14 protein-coding genes and 5 pseudogenes are annotated in these 17587 nt (G+C 71.3%); 12 read left to right on the top strand and 7 right to left on the bottom strand.

Annotated features, from left to right (window positions below; all coding sequences use genetic code 11):
- The first annotated feature begins 49 nt into the window (after positions 1-49).
- The gene (locus UG55_RS06805) at positions 50-1768 is read left to right on the top strand and encodes an AMP-binding protein (RefSeq protein WP_083986494.1); all 1719 of its coding nucleotides are present in this window, start codon (positions 50-52) and stop codon (positions 1766-1768) included.
- 35 nt (positions 1769-1803) lie between these two features.
- On the opposite strand, the gene UG55_RS06800 is transcribed toward UG55_RS06805, so the two are convergent.
- Positions 1804-2448 (bottom strand): TetR/AcrR family transcriptional regulator, encoded by a 645-nt coding sequence (locus UG55_RS06800; RefSeq protein WP_083986493.1) that lies wholly within the window; start codon positions 2446-2448, stop codon positions 1804-1806.
- A 110-nt stretch (positions 2449-2558) separates the two neighbouring features.
- On the opposite strand from UG55_RS06800, the pseudogene UG55_RS46780 reads away from it, so the two are divergent.
- The 5 genes and pseudogenes from UG55_RS46780 to UG55_RS06785 form a co-directional block, all read left to right on the top strand.
- A pseudogene (locus tag UG55_RS46780) lies at positions 2559-3486 on the top strand (CaiB/BaiF CoA transferase family protein); the annotation flags it as partial.
- Between the two features lies 1 nt (position 3487).
- Positions 3488-3791 (top strand): CoA transferase (locus tag UG55_RS46775; protein WP_396230821.1); only part of this gene is annotated, 304 nt, incomplete at its 5' end.
- Positions 3792-3900: 109 nt separating this feature from the next.
- Positions 3901-4907: pseudogene (locus UG55_RS06790) on the top strand (amidohydrolase family protein); the annotation flags it as partial.
- A 1-nt stretch (position 4908) separates the two neighbouring features.
- A pseudogene (locus tag UG55_RS33145) lies at positions 4909-5160 on the top strand (amidohydrolase); the annotation flags it as partial.
- A gap of 125 nt (positions 5161-5285) precedes the next feature.
- On the top strand, positions 5286-6005 hold the full coding sequence (locus tag UG55_RS06785; protein WP_066064716.1) for an enoyl-CoA hydratase/isomerase family protein: 720 nt from the start codon (positions 5286-5288) through the stop codon (positions 6003-6005).
- Here the strand turns inward: UG55_RS06785 and UG55_RS06780 are convergent.
- Together UG55_RS06780 and UG55_RS06775 are read right to left on the bottom strand one after the other, a co-directional pair.
- Positions 5992-6225 carry a hypothetical protein gene (locus UG55_RS06780; RefSeq protein WP_066064393.1) on the bottom strand — a complete coding sequence of 78 codons (234 nt, stop codon included), beginning with the start codon at positions 6223-6225 and terminating at the stop codon, positions 5992-5994. The two genes, UG55_RS06785 and UG55_RS06780, sit on opposite strands and share 14 nt — an antisense overlap.
- Before the next feature lie 293 nt (positions 6226-6518).
- On the bottom strand, positions 6519-7253 hold the full coding sequence (locus tag UG55_RS06775; RefSeq protein ID WP_066064713.1) for a GntR family transcriptional regulator: 735 nt from the start codon (positions 7251-7253) through the stop codon (positions 6519-6521).
- Between the two features lie 138 nt (positions 7254-7391).
- Between UG55_RS06775 and UG55_RS06770 the strand changes: the two genes are divergently transcribed.
- From UG55_RS06770 to UG55_RS33135, 4 genes and pseudogenes are all read left to right on the top strand, one after another.
- Positions 7392-8567, top strand: coding sequence for an amidohydrolase family protein (locus tag UG55_RS06770; protein ID WP_066064390.1), 1176 nt, complete (start codon positions 7392-7394; stop codon positions 8565-8567).
- Positions 8568-9668: 1101 nt separating this feature from the next.
- Complete coding sequence (locus UG55_RS06765; RefSeq protein WP_066064388.1) at positions 9669-10355, top strand: TetR/AcrR family transcriptional regulator; 687 nt, start codon at positions 9669-9671, stop codon at positions 10353-10355.
- Positions 10352-11248 (top strand): annotated as a pseudogene (locus UG55_RS33140) (CocE/NonD family hydrolase); the annotation flags it as partial. The gene UG55_RS06765 and the pseudogene UG55_RS33140, both read left to right, overlap by 4 nt.
- A gap of 1 nt (position 11249) precedes the next feature.
- On the top strand, positions 11250-12088 hold an 839-nt coding region (locus tag UG55_RS33135), incomplete at its 5' end, for a CocE/NonD family hydrolase C-terminal non-catalytic domain-containing protein (RefSeq protein ID WP_304440389.1).
- 87 nt (positions 12089-12175) lie between these two features.
- Here the strand turns inward: UG55_RS33135 and UG55_RS06755 are convergent.
- Entirely contained in the window at positions 12176-12592 is a 417-nt protein-coding gene (locus tag UG55_RS06755; protein ID WP_066064385.1) for a helix-turn-helix domain-containing protein, read from the bottom strand.
- A gap of 236 nt (positions 12593-12828) precedes the next feature.
- Between UG55_RS06755 and UG55_RS46770 the strand changes: the two are divergent.
- Positions 12829-12988, top strand: a pseudogene (locus tag UG55_RS46770) (MFS transporter); the annotation flags it as partial.
- Position 12989: 1 nt separating this feature from the next.
- The coding region (locus UG55_RS06750) for an MFS transporter (RefSeq protein ID WP_242423830.1) at positions 12990-14292 on the top strand (1303 nt) is incomplete at its 5' end.
- 64 nt (positions 14293-14356) lie between these two features.
- Here the strand turns inward: UG55_RS06750 and UG55_RS06745 are convergent.
- From UG55_RS06745 to UG55_RS06735, 3 genes are all read right to left on the bottom strand, one after another.
- Complete coding sequence (locus UG55_RS06745; RefSeq protein WP_066064704.1) at positions 14357-14821, bottom strand: DUF6328 family protein; 465 nt, start codon at positions 14819-14821, stop codon at positions 14357-14359.
- A 551-nt stretch (positions 14822-15372) separates the two neighbouring features.
- On the bottom strand, positions 15373-16198 hold an 826-nt coding region (locus UG55_RS06740), incomplete at its 3' end, for a GDSL-type esterase/lipase family protein (protein ID WP_242423850.1).
- A gap of 264 nt (positions 16199-16462) precedes the next feature.
- Positions 16463-17536 carry a YihY/virulence factor BrkB family protein gene (locus UG55_RS06735; protein WP_066064380.1) on the bottom strand — a complete coding sequence of 358 codons (1074 nt, stop codon included), beginning with the start codon at positions 17534-17536 and terminating at the stop codon, positions 16463-16465.
- Positions 17537-17587 lie beyond the last annotated feature (51 nt).

Below are 17587 nucleotides of genomic sequence, written 5' to 3'. Positions count from 1 at the left end.
CGGTGGACTAACATACTACTGGGTAGGTTCTTCGAGCGAGGGTGATGCGATGAAGGCGACGTCCGCACAGAGCTCCGGACCCGCGCCCGGCTCCCGGCCGGCGGGGGCCGGCGGGCAGGTAGGGACCGTCAGGTCGGCACAGTCGGTCGGGTCGGCACAGTCGGTCGGGCGGCCACGGCCGGCCGCGGCCGCGCGGACCGCGGATGAGCGGTATCGCTCCGTCCCGGGCCTGGTGCTCGCCTCGGCCCGGCGTTTCGGGGAGGCCGCCGCGGTCCTCGACGGGGAGGTCACCCTCTCCTTCATCGACCTCGCCCGGGACATGGAACGCCTGGCGGCCGGGCTGGTCGCCCGCGGGTTACGCCCCGGGGACCGGGTCGCGCTGTGGGCGCCGAACTCGGCGTCCTGGATCGTCGCCGCGCTGGGCGTCCAGGCCGCGGGTGGGTGGCTCGTCCCGCTTAACACCCGGTTCCGCGGCGGGGAGGCGGCCTACATCATCGATCGGGCCGAGGCGTCGATGCTGCTGGCGGTCGAGGACTTCCTGGGCGTCGACCACGTGGCGATGCTGGCCGAGGCGGCGCCCGAGACCGCGGCCCGTACCCCGGTCGTGCGCATCCCGGGGCCCGGCCAGGGCGACGGCGCGCAGTGGCGTGAGCTGCTCGCGCTGGGCGGCCCCGCCGAGTTCGCCGAGGTGCGGCGCCGGGTCGAGGGCCTCGGGCCGGACGACCTCAGTGACATCATCTTCACCTCGGGTACCACCGGGTCACCCAAGGGCGTGATGTTGCGCCACGGCGCCAGCCTGCGGGCCTACGAGGCCTACAACCTTGGCTTCGGCCTCGGGCCCGGCGACCGGCACCTCGTCGCCACCCCGTTCTTCCACTGCTTCGGCTACAAGGCCGGCTGGATGCTCAGTCTGCTGGCCGGCGCGGCGACCGTGCCCACGGCGGTCTTCGACGCCGGGCGGGCGCTCGCCGACATCGAGCGGCTCCGGATCTCGCACATGCCGGGGTCACCCGCCATCTTCACCGGGCTGCTCGATCATCCCGACCGCCCGGACCGTGACCTGTCCTCGCTGCGGGTCGCCGCGGTGGCCGCGGCCTCGTTCCCCGACCGCCTCGTCGAGCGGATGCGGGACGGGCTCGGGCTCCAGGTCGTGATGACCGGCTACGGGCTGACGGAGAACCACGCGATCGGCACGTTCACCGTCCCCACCGACCCGGACGAGGTGGTGAACGGGACGGTGGGCCGCCCGGCGCCCGGGGTGGAGACCCGCATCGTCGGCCCGGACGGCTGCGACGTCCCGGACGGGGAGCCCGGTGAGCTGTTGCTGGGCGGCTTCGCACACATGAGCGGCTACTACGACGACCCGGCGGCGACGGCCGCGGCCTTCGCCGACGGCTGGCTGCGCACCGGGGACCTCGCCGTCCGCGACAGCCAGGGGTACCTGCGGATCACCGACCGGCTGAAGGACATCTACATCATGGGTGGTTTCAACGTCGCGCCCGCCGAGGTCGAGAAGACACTGTCCGCCATGCCGCCGGTCGAGCGGGTCGCGGTGGTGGGCATGCCGGACCCGCGCTTCGGCGAGGTCGGGGCGGCGTTCGTCGTTCCCCGGACCGGGATGACGGTCACGCCGGCCGAGGTGATCGCCTACGCGCGCGCGTCGATGGCCAACTACAAGGTCCCGCGCCGAGTGGAGATCGTGGAGCAGCTGCCGGTCAACGCCAGCGGCAAGGTGCTGAAGCAGAGCCTCCGCGAGCGGCTCGCGTGAGCGGGCCCACTCGGCGGACGGGGCCCGTTCGCGGCTCAGGCCAGGACGCCGCGCATGGCGTACTCGGCCAGTTCCTCGGCGATCCGTTCCCGCTCGGCCGGGGTGTCCGTCGGCCCGCCGGCCCGGAACCAGACGCTCATCCAGTTCGTGGTGCCCAGCACCGCCTTCACCAGTACGTTCGGGTCGGCGTCCCGGAACTGGCCCGCCGCGATTCCGGCGGTCATCACATCGGTGAAGTACGCCTCGAACTGGCGCCGCAGCTCGAAGATCTGCTGTACCGCCTCGCGCTTGTCCCGGCCCTCGCTGGCCAGGTTCATCTCCGCGTGGTGCTGCGCCGGGCGCATGTAGTCGGCCTTCTCCATCAGATGCATGGCGTGCCGGCGCACCATCTCCCGCAACCGCTGCGCGGCCTCCAGATCCGCCTGCTCCGCAACCGGAGCGACCGCTTCCAACGCCCACTCGACCGACTGTCGGTGAATCCCGATGAACAGGTCACCCTTGGTTCGGAAGTAATGGTAGATCCGCCCCTTGGTGCAGCCGAGCACGTCGGCGACGTCGTCGATCGAGGTGGCCGCGTACCCCCGCTGAGAGAAGGCCTTCGCGGCCGCGTCCAAGATTTCGCTTGCGCTGGCACGCTGCTTCTCGTCCAGCACCCGGCCCCGCGCACCACTCAGCGTCATGCGCACATACTACGCAGCCGAACGTTGGGATCCGGACGTACCGTCCGGATGTGGGGCGGCGCCNCCATCGACCCCTTGGAAAGCATCAAGATACTGGGTAGGATGTCGTTGTGACGGATCAGTCGACAACCTCCCCGGCCAGCCTGTTCGAGGGAGTTCGTGTCCTTGAGCTGGCCGAATGGACCCTCGTACCGTCGGCGGCAGCCGTGCTGGCCTCGTTCGGCGCGGATGTGATCAAGATCGAACGGCCGGTCGGTGGGGACATTCAGCGTGGTCTTTCGGTGGCGGGGGTGAACCCCGTGATCGGCGGAGTGGCCCTGCAGATGGAGCAGACCAACTTCGGTGGCAAGCGCAGTATCGGCATCGACGTGCGCAGCCCGGAGGGGCAGGAGCTCATCCGCCGGCTGGCTGCCGACTCCGACGTGTTCCTGACCAGCCTGCTGCCCAGGACGCTGGAGCGCTTCGGCCTGGACTACGAGTCGGTCCGCGCGGTCAGCCCGCGCATCGTCTACGCGGCCGGGCTCGGCTACGGCTCGCTGGGAGACGACGCGGACCAGGGCGGCTACGACATGACCGCCTACTGGTGCCGCAGCGGAATCGGATACGCCCTCACCGAGGCCGCCGCCCCGGCACCGGCCAGAATGCGGCCGGCCATGGGCGACAAGCTCGGTTCGATGAACCTCGTCGCCGGCGTGGCCTCCGCACTGTTCCGCCGTGAGCGCACCGGAGCCGGCGCCCGGGTCGAGGTCTCGCTCATGGGAACGGCCATGTGGCAGATCTCCAGCGACATCGTCTATTCCAAGGCGCTGGAGCGGGAGAACAGCCGCGAGTCCCGCGGCCGCAACCCGCTCGTCGACTACTATCAGACCGCCGACGACCGGTGGATCGTCATCGCGCTGCTCGAGTCCGACCGGTGGTGGCCGCGGTTCACCGAGCTCACCGGGCTCGACCACCTGCGCGAGGATCCGCGCTTCCACGACCACCACGCCCGCACCGAGCACCATGAGGAATGCGTCGCCCTCATCAGGGCGGCGTTTCNGGCCCGCCCCTATACCGAGTGGGTGGAACGGCTGACCGGCTTCGGCGGGCCGTGGGCGCCGCTGCAGTCCCCGCGGGAGGTCGCCGACGACCCGCAGGCGATCGCCAACGGTTACCTGTCCGATTTGACCGCGGCCAACGGCACCACCATCCGGATGGTGCCCGCCCCGATGACGATCGACGGGGGCCACGGCCGGCTCGCACCATGCCCGGAGGCGGGCGCCAGCACCGAGGAGATCCTCCTCGAGCTCGGCACCTCCTGGGAGGAGATCATCCGCCTGAAGGACGCGGGTGTCGTCACCTGACCCACCGCGACCCACCGCGACCCACCGCGGACAGCCGCGACCCACCGCCGCACCGCCCTGCCCCGCCACGACGACCCTGAGCGGCGAGGCGTCCTGAGGAGGCCCGTGCATGGACCTGAACGACCTGATCCTCGTGAGCGTTGACGACCACGTCATCGAGCCGGGGGACATGTTCGACCGACATTTCCCCGAGCGGCTGCGCGACCAGGCGCCCAGGATCGGGCTGACCGCCGACGGCCGGGAGCGCTGGATCTTCCAGGGCGCCGAGCTCGGCGCCGCCGGGCTGAACGCGGTGGCGTCCTGGCCGAAGGAGGAGTGGAGCAACGACCCGGTCGGCTTCGCCGAGATGCGGCCGGGCTGCTACGACATCGACGCCCGGATCCGGGACATGGATGCCAACGGCCAGCTCGCCGGGATGACGTTCCCGACCTGGGTGGGGTTCGCGGGTACGCATCTGATGAGCGCCCCCGACCGGACCCTGAGCAACCTGGTCGTCTCCGCCTACAACGACTGGCACCTGGACGAGTGGGCGGCCCCGTACCCCGGGCGCATCCTGGCGCTGCCGATCCTGCCGGTCTGGGACGTCGACGCGTCGGTCGCCGAGATCCGCCGGCTCGCGGCGAAGGGTGCCCGGGCGGTCACCTTCCCGGAGACGCCCTACGCCCTCGACCTCCCGAGTTTCTCGACCGACCACTGGGATCCGGTGCTGCGGGCGCTGGTCGACGCGAACATGGTCATGTGCCTGCACATCGGGGGTGCCTTCAAGCTGCTGCGGCGGCCGAAGGAGTACTCGATCGACCAGCACATCATCATGTCGCCGCAGCTCTCCGCGGTCGCCTGTACCGACCTCATGGTCGGCGGGGTCTTCACGAGGTTCCCCGAGCTGCGGGTGGCGATGTCCGAGGGCGGCATCGGCTGGATCCCGTTCCTGCTCGACCGGGTGGACCTGCACCTGCGCAACCAGACCTGGGCCGGGCTGGACCTCGGCGGGCTGAGCGGCACCGACCTGTTCCGGCGGAACTTCCTCGGCTGCTTCATCACGAACCCGTCGTCGCTGCAACTGCGGCACCGCATCGGCATCGAGTCGATCGCCTGGGAGTGCGACTACCCGCACTCNGACTCCACCTGGCCACGCTCGCCGGAGCTCCTGCAGGCCGAGCTCGACGCCGCGGGCGTCTCGGACGAGGAACGCCATCTCATCGGCTGGCGGAACGCCTGCCGGTTCTTCGACTTCGACCCGTTCGTCTCGGTGCCCCGCGAGGAGGCGACGGTGGGGGCGCTGCGGGCGCGCGCCACCGATGTCGACGTCAGTGAGACCTCCCGCGCGGAGTACCGCCGGCGCTACGAGTCCGCGGCGGTGACGGCGTGACGGCCGGGGCCGCCGGGGCCGCGGGGGCGGCAGGTGCGGCAGGTGCGGCCGGGGCGGCAGCTCTGGTGACGGCGGTCGCGGCGCCGGTCGAGGTGACCCGGGACGGCCAGGTCGCGGTCATCGAGATGCGCAGGCCACCGGCGAACTTCTTCGACGAGGACCTGATCGGCGGGATCGTGGACGCCGCGGCGGCGTTCGACGACGATCCCGACTGCCGCGCGATCGTCCTGTGCTCGCAGGGCAGGCACTTCTGCGCGGGCGCCGACTTCAGCGGTGCCGGTGACTTCGGTACGGACAAGTCGGCCGCGGCCGGGCGGGTCTACCGGCGGGCCGCGCAGCTGTTCGACGTACGCACACCGCTGATAGCCGCTGTGCAGGGCGCGGCGGTCGGCGGCGGCCTGGGTCTGGCCTGCGCTGCCGACTTCCGGGTCGCCGACCCGAGCACGCGGTTCGTGGCGAGCTTCTCGCGGCTGGGTACCCACCAGGGCTTCGGGCTCAGCGTGACCCTGCCCGCGATCGTCGGCCCGCAGGTCGCGGCCGACCTGCTCTACCGCGGAGCGACGGTGCGGGGTACGGAGGCGGTACAGCTCGGCCTGGCCGACCGGCTCGCGGAACCGGGCGAGCAACGGGCCGCCGCCATCGCCTGGGGGCACGAGATCGCCGCGGCGGCCCCGCTCGCGGTGGCGTCGATCCGACAGACGCTGCGGGCGGGCCTCGCCGACCGGGTCCGTTCGGCACTGGAGCGGGAGCTCGCCGAGCAGACCCGGCTGTGGGCGACAGCCGACAGTGACGAGGGCATCCAGGCCAGCCTGGACCGCAGGACACCCTCCTTCACCGGACGCTGAGGTCCCGGGGAGCTGTGCCCTGGCCCGGGCGCCACCGGTCCTGATCGTCCTCGCCTGTTGTCCACCCCGCACCGGTGGCGGCGTGCCTCGCCCTCGCCGCCCCCGCGAGCCCCCGCCGTCCCGTCGGCGCCAGCCGCGGGCTCAGCCAGTCCTCCACCGCGTCCATGAGCGTCGTCATCGCCAGGAGCGCGAGCGGAAACAACAGAACGATAAAGATCACGTTGCGGACACCTCGCAGTACGGACGAAGTCCTTGGGTTCGGCCTGGGATAGCCCAGATGTGCTACCCCGTCTGGGCAGCCCCATTCCCGCAGCGGCAGGTTACGAACGCTGACCGATCGACGGGACAACCTGACATAGGCACAGCTGTCAGGCCCACCGAGGGCGCCGGGGGCGGCACACCGACCCGCGGCAGCAGGCAGGGCTGCTCACCGACGACGGGCACGATCGACGGTGTTTCCAGGTTCCGCCGCCCGACCGGCGCCCGAGGCCGGCGGCTGGGACGTGATCGTCCTCAGGCCGGCACGGCGGCGTTGCTGCCGTCGGCGCGCAGCACACCCCGCCGGATCAGCTCGCCGATCACCTCTTCGGCCGCGGCGCGGGCGTCGGCGAGCCGGGCCCGGGACGCCTGCCGTGGTTCCCCGGCGGCGATCGCGTCGATGACCGCCGCGTGGGCGGCGACGATCTCCTCGTGGGTCCGGCGGTCGCTGCGCAGCAGTGCCCACTCCAGGAAGCCGCCCGAACCGCGCAGCTCGGCGAGCAGGCGCGGCGTCGTACCGGCCTGGTGCTGGACCCGGACGATCTCGCTGGTCAGGTCGTTGCGCCGGGCGTGGTCCGCCGCGCCCGCACCGGTGTCCATGCCGGTGTCCCCGCCGGCCGCCCGCAGCTGTGACAGGAGTTCCTGGAGCCGGGCGACGACCTGCGGTTCGCCTTCGTGCGCGACCCGGGCGGCGGCGACCCCGCCCAGCAGGCCCATGACATGGAAGTCCGCCCGCAGAGTGCGGGCATCGAAGTGCTCCACGAAGGTCGCGCGATGAACCCGGGCCGTGACGACGCCCTCCCGCTCAAGCAGCAGCAGTGCCTCGCGGACAGGGGTGGGGCTCACGTCGAGGGCCGCCCCGATGCGTTCGACGTCGATGCGGTCGGCGCAGCGGAGACGTCCCTCGAAGATCTCCTGGTGGACGTAGGCGACGACCGCCGCGCTCGTCCTCGTCCGCTTCTCTCGCCGCAGCGCGGTCTCGACCACCACGCCCCGATCGTGGCTGGCGTACACGAGCCGCGTCAATCAACGATAAAAAATTGAAAATTGCCAGTGCACCGGAGTGAGCATACACTCAGCTTCGCATCAGGACGGGCGGCTGCCCGGGAGACGCTAAGGAGGCCCCAAATGGCCAAGCTTGCCGACGGTCTACGGGTAGTCGACGCTGACGCGCACATGACAGAGCGCCATGATCTGTTCACTGAACGAGCCCCGAAGGGCTACGAGGACCGGGTTCCCCACGTCGAGCGGATCGACGGCGTCGACATGTGGGTCATCGAGGGCAAGACGTTCGGCAAGGCCGGCTCGGGCGGCACCGTCGACCACGATGGCAAGAAGCACGCCTTCCGGGACTCCCAGGGCGGCTCATGGGGCATCAAGGACGTGCACCCGGCCGCGTGGGACCCCAAGGAGCGCATCCGGCTGATGGACGAGCTGGGTATCCAGGCGCAGGTCCTGTACCCGAACGCGATCGGCATCGGTGGCCAGAACCTGCGCAACTCGGTGAAGGACCCGATCGTCCTGCGCCTGTGCGTGGAGCTCTACAACGACGCGATGGCGGAGGTGCAGGAGGAGTCGGGGAACCGGCTGCTGCCCATGCCGATCATGCCGGCGTGGGACATCGACGCCTGTGTCGCGGAGGCGAAGCGGTGCGCCGAGCTGGGCTACCGCGGGGTGAACATGACCGCCGACCCGCAGGACTCCGGCTCGCCCGACCTCGGCCACACCGCCTGGGACCCGTTCTGGGAGGTCTGCGCCGGCCTCAACCTGCCGGTGCATTTCCACATCGGCGCCAGCCAGACCTCGCTGTCCTACTTCGGTACGACGTACTGGCCCAGCCAGGACGACTACGTGAAGCCGGCGATCGGCGGCGCGTCGCTGTTCCAGAACAACTCCCGCCTGCTGCTCAACAGCGCCTACTCCGGAATGTTCGACCGGCACCCCACCCTGCAGATGGTCTCCGTCGAAAGCGGGATCGGCTGGGTGCCGTTCATGCTGGAGGCGATGGACTACGAGCTCGCGGAGAACGCGCCCAAGCACGCCGACAAGCTGCAGAAACTGCCGTCGGAGTACTTCCGCGACAACTGGTACGCGACGTTCTGGTTCGAGACCGGGCGCGGCGACCTCCAGCACCTCATCGACCAGGTCGGCGAGGACAGGGTCATGTTCGAGACGGACTTCCCGCACCCCACCTGCCTGCACCCGGACCCGATCGAGCAGGTCACCGAGAAGATCTCAACCCTGCGCCCCGAGACGCAGCGCAAGGTGATGGGCGAGAACGCAGTCAAGCTCTACCGCATCTAGCTCTACCGCATCTAGCTCTACCGCATTTAGCTTCACCGCATCCGGCTGCTGGCCCGCGGGCACGAGCGCGCGGCCAGCGCTCGCGAACCGGGTCGCCGGCAGCCTCGCGCGAGCGGGGCTGCCGGCGACGAGCCGGGTACGGATCCCGGCGGCCGCGATGCGGCCGTGCTGGGGGAGGGGGACCCGACCGTCCGCGGCGATGGTGAGCCGCTCCTTCGGCCTGGGGGTCGGGCGTGCGGGGCCGAGGTTTTCCGGCTGGGGCGTGGTTGGTGATCTGACGCTAGTGGCTGCTTCTTGTGCTGGGTCGAGGTGTTCCGTTCGCGGCGGTAAAGACCTCCCCGTGGCCTTTTCTCGATGATCTCTTGCCGCTTCATGGGGACGGGTTGTGCAAGCGTCTGGAAGTGGCGGACCACGAAGAGGTCTTTAGTTGTCGCCGCCGCTGTGCGAGGCCCGTGGCGGGGGNGGGGGNGAACTCCCTCCCGAGATCGCGGGAATTGGGCTGGCTGTTCCGCACCGGTGAGCACGGTCCCGGCTGGTCCGTCCTGCGGCAGCCGGTCAGCTTTCCGACACCTCTGTCACCTTGCCCGGCCCGGAGGTCGGAGCCGGCTGGTAAACCGGGCCCACGATCCTGGCGCGTCGGGCCGATCCGGGCGGGACATCGCCGCAGCGCATCGCGGCAGCGCACCGCGCCGGCGCCTGACTGCTGTCGGAGCCCGTCGTCCAGGCGCCGCTGCGGCGGCTATCACGCCAGCCCGGCGGTTGCCAACCGGGAAGGGTTCACCTACCGGCCGTAGTATCGGCGGTCGTTGATTCGGTTCTTCGTCGCGATCTCGCTCTTCGTCTCGATCCTCGAACTCTGTCATTCTGCCGTTCGAGAGGAGTTTCTCGGGCAGCGGCTCGCTGGGTTTTGTTGGAGTGGTAGGCGATCGGCACCCGGGTCCCCGGCGGGAACTCGCCGGGTATGACGCCCTCGTACTCCACGCCGGCGGCGTCCGAGAACTTCACGCTCGGGTCGGCCGGTGAGGACGTAGCTGGGCGCGGCGGTGGCCGCGACGATTATTGACACTTGATAGTTTTTTGACAGGTGTCTACATTCCCACTGTGCAGCTGAACCCGTCTCCGCCGCCCCGCGCCCAGGGCCGGCGGGTGACCCGGTCGCGGGCCGCCCTGCTCGCCGCCGCCGTGCGGCTGGTGTCCGAACGCGGAACCACGGCGATCGCGGTCACGGACCTCGCCGACACGGCGAACGTCAGCCGGCAGCTCGTCTACCTGCAGTTCGGTGACAGGGAGTCGCTGTTCGTCGAGGCGGCCGTCGACCTGGTCCGGCGGGAGCTCCTCCCGGAGCTGGCGGCCAACGTCGGCGACCAGCTCGGCGTCGCTGACCAGGTGGACATCGCTGACCGGCGGCAGCCGATCCTGGTGACCGCCCGGCACTTCGCCCGGCACCGCTCCTTCTACCGCGCGATGCTGACCGGCTCGTGCGCGTTCGCGATGACCCGGGCGCTCGACGAGCTGTTCAGCGGGTTCCAGCGGCCCGCCATCCGGCTGCTGTTCGGCGACGTCGACGGCAGGTCGGTGGACGACCTGACGGCGTTCCTCGCGAGTGGCACCGGCGGACTCATCAACAACTGGCTGATCGACGGCGAGGACCCCCTCGACCCGGAGGCACTGGCCGACCGCCTGCTCGGCATCCTCTCCTTCCTCTTCGCGCATCCGCGGCACGCGCACCAGCTGACACACCCGCAGGCTGCCCACCCCCACCCCCGAGCAGACGGAGCCCACCCATGACGAAACCTCTCGCCGGCGCGCGTTCTCGAAGAAGCCGTGGACGTCCTTCAGGGCGAGCCAAGTCCGCGGGTGCGGTCGGCGCCCTGCTCGCGGTGACGATGGTCATGGCCGCATGCTCCTCGGACGGCGGCGGCGAACCCTCGGTGCCACCGAGCAGCCCCCCCTTACCGCCGACGACGACGGGGCCGTTGTCTGCCGAGACCACGGCCTGGTGGGACTACAGCCGACCCGCGACGTCCGAGTCGATCCGGACCTCGGTGAAGGTTCCCGTGCAGGACGGCACCGAGCTCGACTGCTCGCTGGTGCGCCCGGCCGAGAACGGTGCCCCGCTGACCGGGAAGTTCCCCGGGCTCGTCCTGGAGTTCACGCCCTACGCCATTCTCCGCTCGACCTACGAGAACGAGGCCGCCTACTTCGCCACCCGCGGCTACAACGGCTTGGTCTGCAACGTGCGCGGCACCGGGGCGTCGGGCGGGACGTGGCAGCACGCCATGTCGGCCCAGGACGGCCGGGACGCCCGTGACCTCGTGGAATGGCTGGCGACCCAGCCGTTCTCCGACGGCCGCATCGGCATGTTCGGTGAGAGCTACGGCGGCCAGACCACCTACGGCGCGGCCGTCGAACAGGCACCGCACCTGCTGGCCGTCGCCCCCCTGCAGGCCCCCGGGAGCCTGTACGACGACGTCATCTACCCGGGCGGTGTGAAGACCACCGAAGCCGGGAAGATCGACAACTGGCCCGGAACCGCGGAGATCATCAGCCAGGGCACGGTCGACGCCGCGGCCGAGTACGCCGTCAACCGCGAACACCCGACCTTCGACGACTACTGGCGGGAACGCTCGTTCGCGGGCCGCTACGACGCGATCAAGGTGCCGGTCCTCGGCCTCGGTGGCNGGGACGACCAGTACTTCCGCTCCGGCATGCTCGACAACGTGGAAGGCGCCCTGCAACGCACCTGGGCCGTCTACGGTCCCTGGCCCCATCTTTCCCCGATCGCCTTCCCGGACTGCCCCGGGCTGTGCAACCCCGAGGGCCTGTCACCGGGGCTGCTGCTCGCCTGGTTCGACCACTGGGTCAAGCAGCTGCCGGATGTGCCGGTTCCGGCGAAGCCGACCTTCGTCAGCTTCGAGGGGCCCGAGGGCACCGGCGCCGGCTGGCAGCAGGTCGCGAACTACAGTGCGGCGACCGGGAGCCGGGCACGCGCCTACCCGCTCGGCCAGGGCGGGACGCTGGACGACACAGCCGGCGCGGCGGGGTCGGTGTCCTTCAACCAGCCGGCCGACCCGGCCAGTGCCGACGGATCGGTCACCTTCCAGACGTCGCCGCTGGCCGAGCCGCTCTCGATCCTCGGCCATTCGGCGCTGTCGTTGCGGGCGACGGTCACCGGTACCGACGCCAACCTCTACGCCGAGCTGCTGGACATCGCCCCGGACGGCACCTCGAAGGTGGTCAACGACGGGTTCCTGCGCGCCAGCCACCGGGCCTCGCACACCGACCCGACGCCGCTGACGGCGGGGGAGCGGGTCACTCTCGACGTCGCGATCCGGGCGGCCCACCATCAGTTCGCGGCCGGCCACCGGGTGGCGGTGCGCCTTTCCGGCGGGGCGGCGGACGCCCTGACCCCGAACCCGACGCCGGTCGAGGTCACCGTCGCGACCGGCGCCGAGGGCTCGGTGCTGACACTGCCCGTCATCAACGGCCGGGAATCCGCGCCGGCGACCACCGGGTCGTGACGAGCTGACGACCTGACGAGTTCCGCCGCTTCCGGGATGGTGCGCCTCCCGGGAGCGGCGGCGGCTCGGGAGCGGCGGCGGCTCCGGCTATTTGCCCGAGGGTTCGGCAGCGGGCTGGGAACCATGACTGCGGTCGTAGGCCAGCCGGGCGGCCGCGATGTCGTCGCGGTGCCGCTCGGCCCAGGACGTGAGGGTCCGCAGCGTCGCGTACAGCTCCCGGGCCAGCTCGGTGGCCTGGTACTCGACCTTCGGTGGCACCGTGGGGTAGACGACCCGGACCAGCAGCCCGTCGCGCTCCAGGTTGCGCAGAGTCAGGGTGAGCATCCGCCGGCTGATGCCGTTGATAGAGCGCTGCAGCTCGGTGAACCGGACGGGCCCGTCACTGATGCGCAGCAGGATACCGACGGCCCACTTGCCGCTGATCCGGTTCAGCACCTCCAGGACGGTGCATGCCTCGGCATCGTGGTCGGGAGGGTCGATCACATCGATGTTCCCCTGGAACATGAAAGTGCCTCCTTCCGCCGGCTCCCACAGTCACACAAGATGGCGTCGGTAACAAGAAGTGCCCCACACGGGCCGCCGACACCCGCGAGGCCCGGCAGGCGCAGTCACCGGCGCGCCGCCGTGGCGCGCCCCGGCCCCCACCCCGACGCCAAGGATGACTGGTGGACGACTCGACCTTCCCTGCTGCGGCCCCGGCCCCGGCCCCGGCCCCAACCCCGGCCCCAACCCCGGCCGCGGTGCCGGCTCCGGAACCACCTCCGGTGTTCCGGTCCCGCTGGTCTGCCCTCGCGGTGCTCTGCGCGAGCAACCTGATGGTCATTCTGGACGGCTCGATCGTCACGGTGGCGCTGCCCGCCATCCGGCAGGACCTCGGTTTCTCCCCGGCGGACCTGGCCTNGGTGATGAACGGATACCTGATCGCCTTCGCCGGGTTGCTGCTGCTCGCCGGGCGGCTGGGTGACCTGCTCGGTGCCCGGTCCGTCTTCATCGCGGGGCTCGGCCTGTTCACCGTGGCGTCGCTGGCCTGCGGTCTGGCCCGGACCGGTGGCCTGCTGGTCGCGTTCCGCTTCGTGCAGGGCGCCGGGGGTGCGCTGGCGTCCGCGGTGGCCCTCGGCCTGATCGTCACGATCTTCCCCGACGGCCGGGAGCGGGCCCGGGCGCTGGCCTGCTACGCCTTCGTGGCCGCGGCGGGTTCGTCGATCGGGCTCATCCTCGGTGGCGTGCTGACCAGAAGCCTCAGCTGGCCATGGGTCTTCTACGTCAACGTGCCGCTGGGCGCCGCCGCGATGGTGCTCGCGCTGCGGGTGCTGCCGCCGATCGCCGGCCTCGGGCTGCGCGAGGGCGCGGATGCGCTCGGTGCCGGGCTGGTCACCGCCGGGCTGATGCTCGGCGTCTACGCCATCGTCCGCGGCGGGGCGGAAGGCTGGGGTGCCGGCGGGACGCTGTGGCCACTGGCCGCCTCGCTGCTGCTGCTCACCGCCTTCGTGGGGCGCCAGGCCACCGCCGCCAGACCGCTGCTGCCGCTGCGCGTCCTGCGCTCCCGCACGGTCGGCGGCGCGAACGTCATCCTGCTGCTGATGGTGGCCGGGCTGTTCGGCTACCAGCTCTGCAGCGCGCTCTACCTACAGGACGTGTTCGGCTATGACGCACTGCGCACCGGCCTGGCGTTCCTGCCGGCGCCGCTGACCATCGCCGTCGTCTCGCTGGGCGTGGCGGCCCGGCTCAGTGGCCGGTTCGGTGCCCGGCCGGTGATCGTCGCCGGGTTGGCGCTGGTCGCCGTGGCGCTGCTGCTGCTGGCCCGGGTCCCCGCCGACGGCAGCTATGCCCGCGACGTCGCGCCGGCGTTCGTGCTGATGGGCCTCGGTTTCGGTGCGGTCATGCCCGCGCTGATCGGCCAGGCGATGGCCGTCGCCGACCCGGCGGAGGCCGGTATCGCCTCCGGGACGGCGAACACCACCCAGCAGATCGGCGCCGCGCTCGGTGCCGCGATCCTGACCACCCTCGCGGCCGCCCGCACCGAGTCGCTGCTCGGCCACGGCCGGAGCGCCACCGCCGCCCTCACCGGCGGATTTCACCTCGCCTACGCGGTGAGCGCGGCCCTGGTCGCCGCGGCCCTCGTCGTCGCGCTCCTCGTCCTCCGCCCGCCGGGCGGAGAAGGGAGATCACCACGGCAGCCCGGGACGTCGCCGGCAAACCCGTGAAGCAGGAAAGGACGTGAAGCAGGAAAGGAAAGGTGTCCTCCTGAACTCCGGACTGACCGGCTCGTCAGTCAGCGGATGTCTGCGTGGATCGGATCGCGGCGGGCACGGCGGCCCACAGCGTTCCGAGCAGCAGCAGCGTGCTGACCCCGGCGACAACACCCACGGTGGGTCCCTTGGTCACGTCGAAGATCAGGACCGCGACGCCGGCGACCGCGACGGCGAACACCGCCAGGCCGACCTGCGCGAGCCGGTTCGCGACGAGCACCAGGGTTTCCTTCTCCCGCCGCCGGAACATCGCGCGGTGCAGGCTCACCGGGGTCACCAACAGGCCGGTGGCGACGATGGAAAGGCTCACCACCGCCAGGTAGAGCCATTCCTGCGATGCGGTCAGGATCCCGAACCGGTTCTGGAACGGGAGCGCGAGCAGGAACGCGGTGAGCAGCTGTATGCCGGTCTGCGCGACGCGCAGCTCCTGGAGGATCTCCGCCCAGTTGCGGTTACGCCGCTCCTCCGGCGATTCGCTCCGCACGCGGTCGAGGCCGTCCCCGCAGCCTCCTCGGCCGCCGTTCCGACTGTCGCGATCGCCTTCGCCGCCGTGTCCGCCGCCATTCCCGCCGCCGTGCCCACTGTCATTCGCACTGTCATTCCCACTGTCATTCCCGCCGTCGCCGCCGCTGGCGATCCCACCGGCGCCGCCACATTGCGTCTCGTCGAGCCAGGCCATGATCAGGCCCATACCCGACTCCGGCGGAATATCCCCCGCGTCCGGGACCCGGCGACGCCCGAGCAGCTGGTAGACGGGCTCGGTGCGCCCGAGACCTGGACTTCCCGCCCGACGGGCGGGGGGCCTGGGCCGGTCCGGTGGCTAACGTGTCGTCGCGCGGCCGGGCGGGCCGGGCTTCCCGGTCATGTTGCCCTTGACCGGGACGACTCGGTACTCGGTGATCGTCCCCGCGGGCAGCGGGTCCGTCGTCCACGTGTTCGTTCCGGGCCTCGCGGTCAGCTTGCCGGGCAGGCGCTCGAACGTCTGCTCGCCGCTGGACTGCACCCGCCGCTCGACGAGGTACTCGCTGGCGCCGNGGGTCGCCTCCCAGCTCAGCTCGTCGTGTCCCGGCAGCCCGGTGGCGGTGACCGGCTGGCCGGTGGCCGGCCACGGCACCTCGCCGTACAGCGGCCCGTAGTCCGCGCCGATCCCGAGCTGGGCCAGGGCGTTCGCCACAGCCCGGGTGATCACGAACTCGCCGGTCGGGTTCGGGTGCGAGCCGTCCCAGGTGTGGAGGTAGGGGTTCCAGTCGGCGTAGTCGCGGGCGACGACCACCCGCGAGTCCGCCGTCTGCCAGTTGCCCACCCGCTCGTCGAGCAGCGTGTTGTAGGCGGTCGCCTGCGGCGCCAGATGCCGTCCACCGACGTAGTCGGAGCGGTCGAGGACCTCGGCGACCACGACGTCGATGTCGGGGTTGACCCGCCGGGCGTTCTTGATGAGCGCCAGCATGTCGTCGGCGGCCATCTCCGGCGTCGACCAGTAGGTGAGGTCGTTCGCCCCCAGCGCGACGATCAGCACATCCGCCGGGGTGGCCTGCAGCAGGTCCTGGACCGCGTCCCGCTCGACGCGGGTGGAATCCCCCCAGACCGCGTGGTGGTCCCGGTCGAACCAGGCGTCGACGTAGTCGTTCGAGCCGGGTTTGTTCGCCGTGTTGTCCCAGACGTCGATGCGGTCGCCGACGAAGTCGACGGGCTTCTCCGCGGTGAGGTTCAGGTGCTGGGCGAGCCGGTAGCGCCACGTGTAGTCGCCGGCGGTCTGCAGGGCGACCGAGTCACCGAGGATCAACACCCTGGTCGTCGGAGTGGACTGGCTCGAGCCGGCGAGGACGACGACCAGGCCGACCCCACCGGCCAGCACGATCATCGCGGCCAGCGCCGCCGCGAGACGGGCCTGCCTGCCCACCCGCGCGCCGGGGCCCGGGTGGAGGAGACGGCGGAACCTGCCCATGGTCGCCCAGCCACCTTCCCGGTCACGCCGGTGTCGCGCCCGACTGGCCCGAATATTGGCACTCTAGGCAGTTTTGGCGCGATCTTCACGATGGCCGGGCGCGGTTGGGGTGACGATGGCCTGGTTGCGCGGGTGGTGGCCGTCCGCGACCTGGCGGGTGGTGCGGCGGACCTGCCGCGTTCAGGCGTTCCGCCGGTCCCCGCGGGCGCTGGTGCCGGTGCGGGCGCGGCGCCGGCCGGGGCGGCGCGGGCGATGGGGCCAGCCGCGGGTGTCACGGGGTTCCGCGTACGGCTCCTCCTCGGCGGGCAGGCCGCCGGTGACCGCTCGTTCCCGGGCGAGCTCGGCGTCGAACTCCAGGCCGAGCAGGATCGCCAGGTTCGACAGCCACAGCCAGATCAGGAAGACGATGACGCCGGCCAGCGTCCCGTAGGTCCGGTTGTACGACCCGAAGTTCGCGACATACAGGGCGAACCCGGCCGAGGCCGCCAGCCAGATGACCACGGCGAGCGCACTGCCCGGGGTGAGCCAGCGGAAGCCGCGTACCCGGACGTTGGGTGCGGACCAGTACAACATCGCGATGATCATGATGACGAGCAGGACCAGCACCGGCCACTTCGCGTAGGACCAGGCGGTCAACGCCGCCGAGCCGAGCCCGAGGGCCCTGCCGGTCTGTTCCGCGAGGCCGCCGGAGAACACCACGATGACCGCGCTGGCCGCGAGCAGCACCATGAGCATGACGGTCACGGCGAGGCGCAGCGGCACGATCTTCCACGCCGGCCGTCCTTCGGGCATGTCGTAGACGGCGTTCGCGGCGCGGATGAACGCCGCGACGTAGCCGGAGGCGGACCACAGCGCGCCGGCCAGGCCGGCGACGGCCAGGATCCCGCCGGTGCCGGCGCTGTCGCGGATGCCGTTCACCGCGTCGCGCAGGATGTCCTGGGCGGAGCCGGGGGTGAGCTGCTCCAGGTTGGTCAGGATGCTGTCAGTCGCGGACCGGCCGACGACGCCGAGCAGCGAGACCAGGACCAGCAGCGCGGGGAAGATCGCCAGCACGCCGTAGTAGGTGAGCGCGGCCGCCCGGTCCGGCAGCTCGTCGTTCTTGAACTCCCGGACGGTGCGGCGCAGCACGGCCAGCCAGGAACGGGTTCGCAGCTCGGTGAGCCGGTCGGGCTCCGCCTCCCGGACCGCCTCGTCCGGGCCGGTGCCCGGTATCGGCTCCGCATCCCGCCGACGCCCTCGCCAGATCGCCACCATGCCGGGAGGCATAGCCACCCTGAGGCCCGCAAATCCTCTCGTCGCGCCCTC

The organism is Frankia sp. EI5c, assembly GCF_001636565.1.
Lineage (GTDB): Bacteria > Actinomycetota > Actinomycetes > Frankiales > Frankiaceae > Parafrankia.
The sequence above is the reverse complement of the archived record's forward strand: the minus strand, read 5'-3'. Positions and strand labels throughout refer to the sequence as shown.

What these genes read in the sequence shown, in the direction of transcription:
- UG55_RS06785 (WP_066064716.1), top strand. Translation starts at nt 5,286, where the DNA reads ATGCGCAGGCCACCGGCGAACTTCTTCGACGAGGACCTGATCGGCGGG.
- UG55_RS06805 (WP_083986494.1), top strand. Translation starts at nt 50, where the DNA reads ATGAAGGCGACGTCCGCACAGAGCTCCGGACCCGCGCCCGGCTCCCGG.
- UG55_RS06770 (WP_066064390.1), top strand. Translation starts at nt 7,392, where the DNA reads ATGGCCAAGCTTGCCGACGGTCTACGGGTAGTCGACGCTGACGCGCAC.
- UG55_RS06755 (WP_066064385.1), bottom strand. Translation starts at nt 12,592, where the DNA reads ATGTTCCAGGGGAACATCGATGTGATCGACCCTCCCGACCACGATGCC.
- UG55_RS06735 (WP_066064380.1), bottom strand. Translation starts at nt 17,536, where the DNA reads ATGGTGGCGATCTGGCGAGGGCGTCGGCGGGATGCGGAGCCGATACCG.
- UG55_RS06800 (WP_083986493.1), bottom strand. Translation starts at nt 2,448, where the DNA reads ATGACGCTGAGTGGTGCGCGGGGCCGGGTGCTGGACGAGAAGCAGCGT.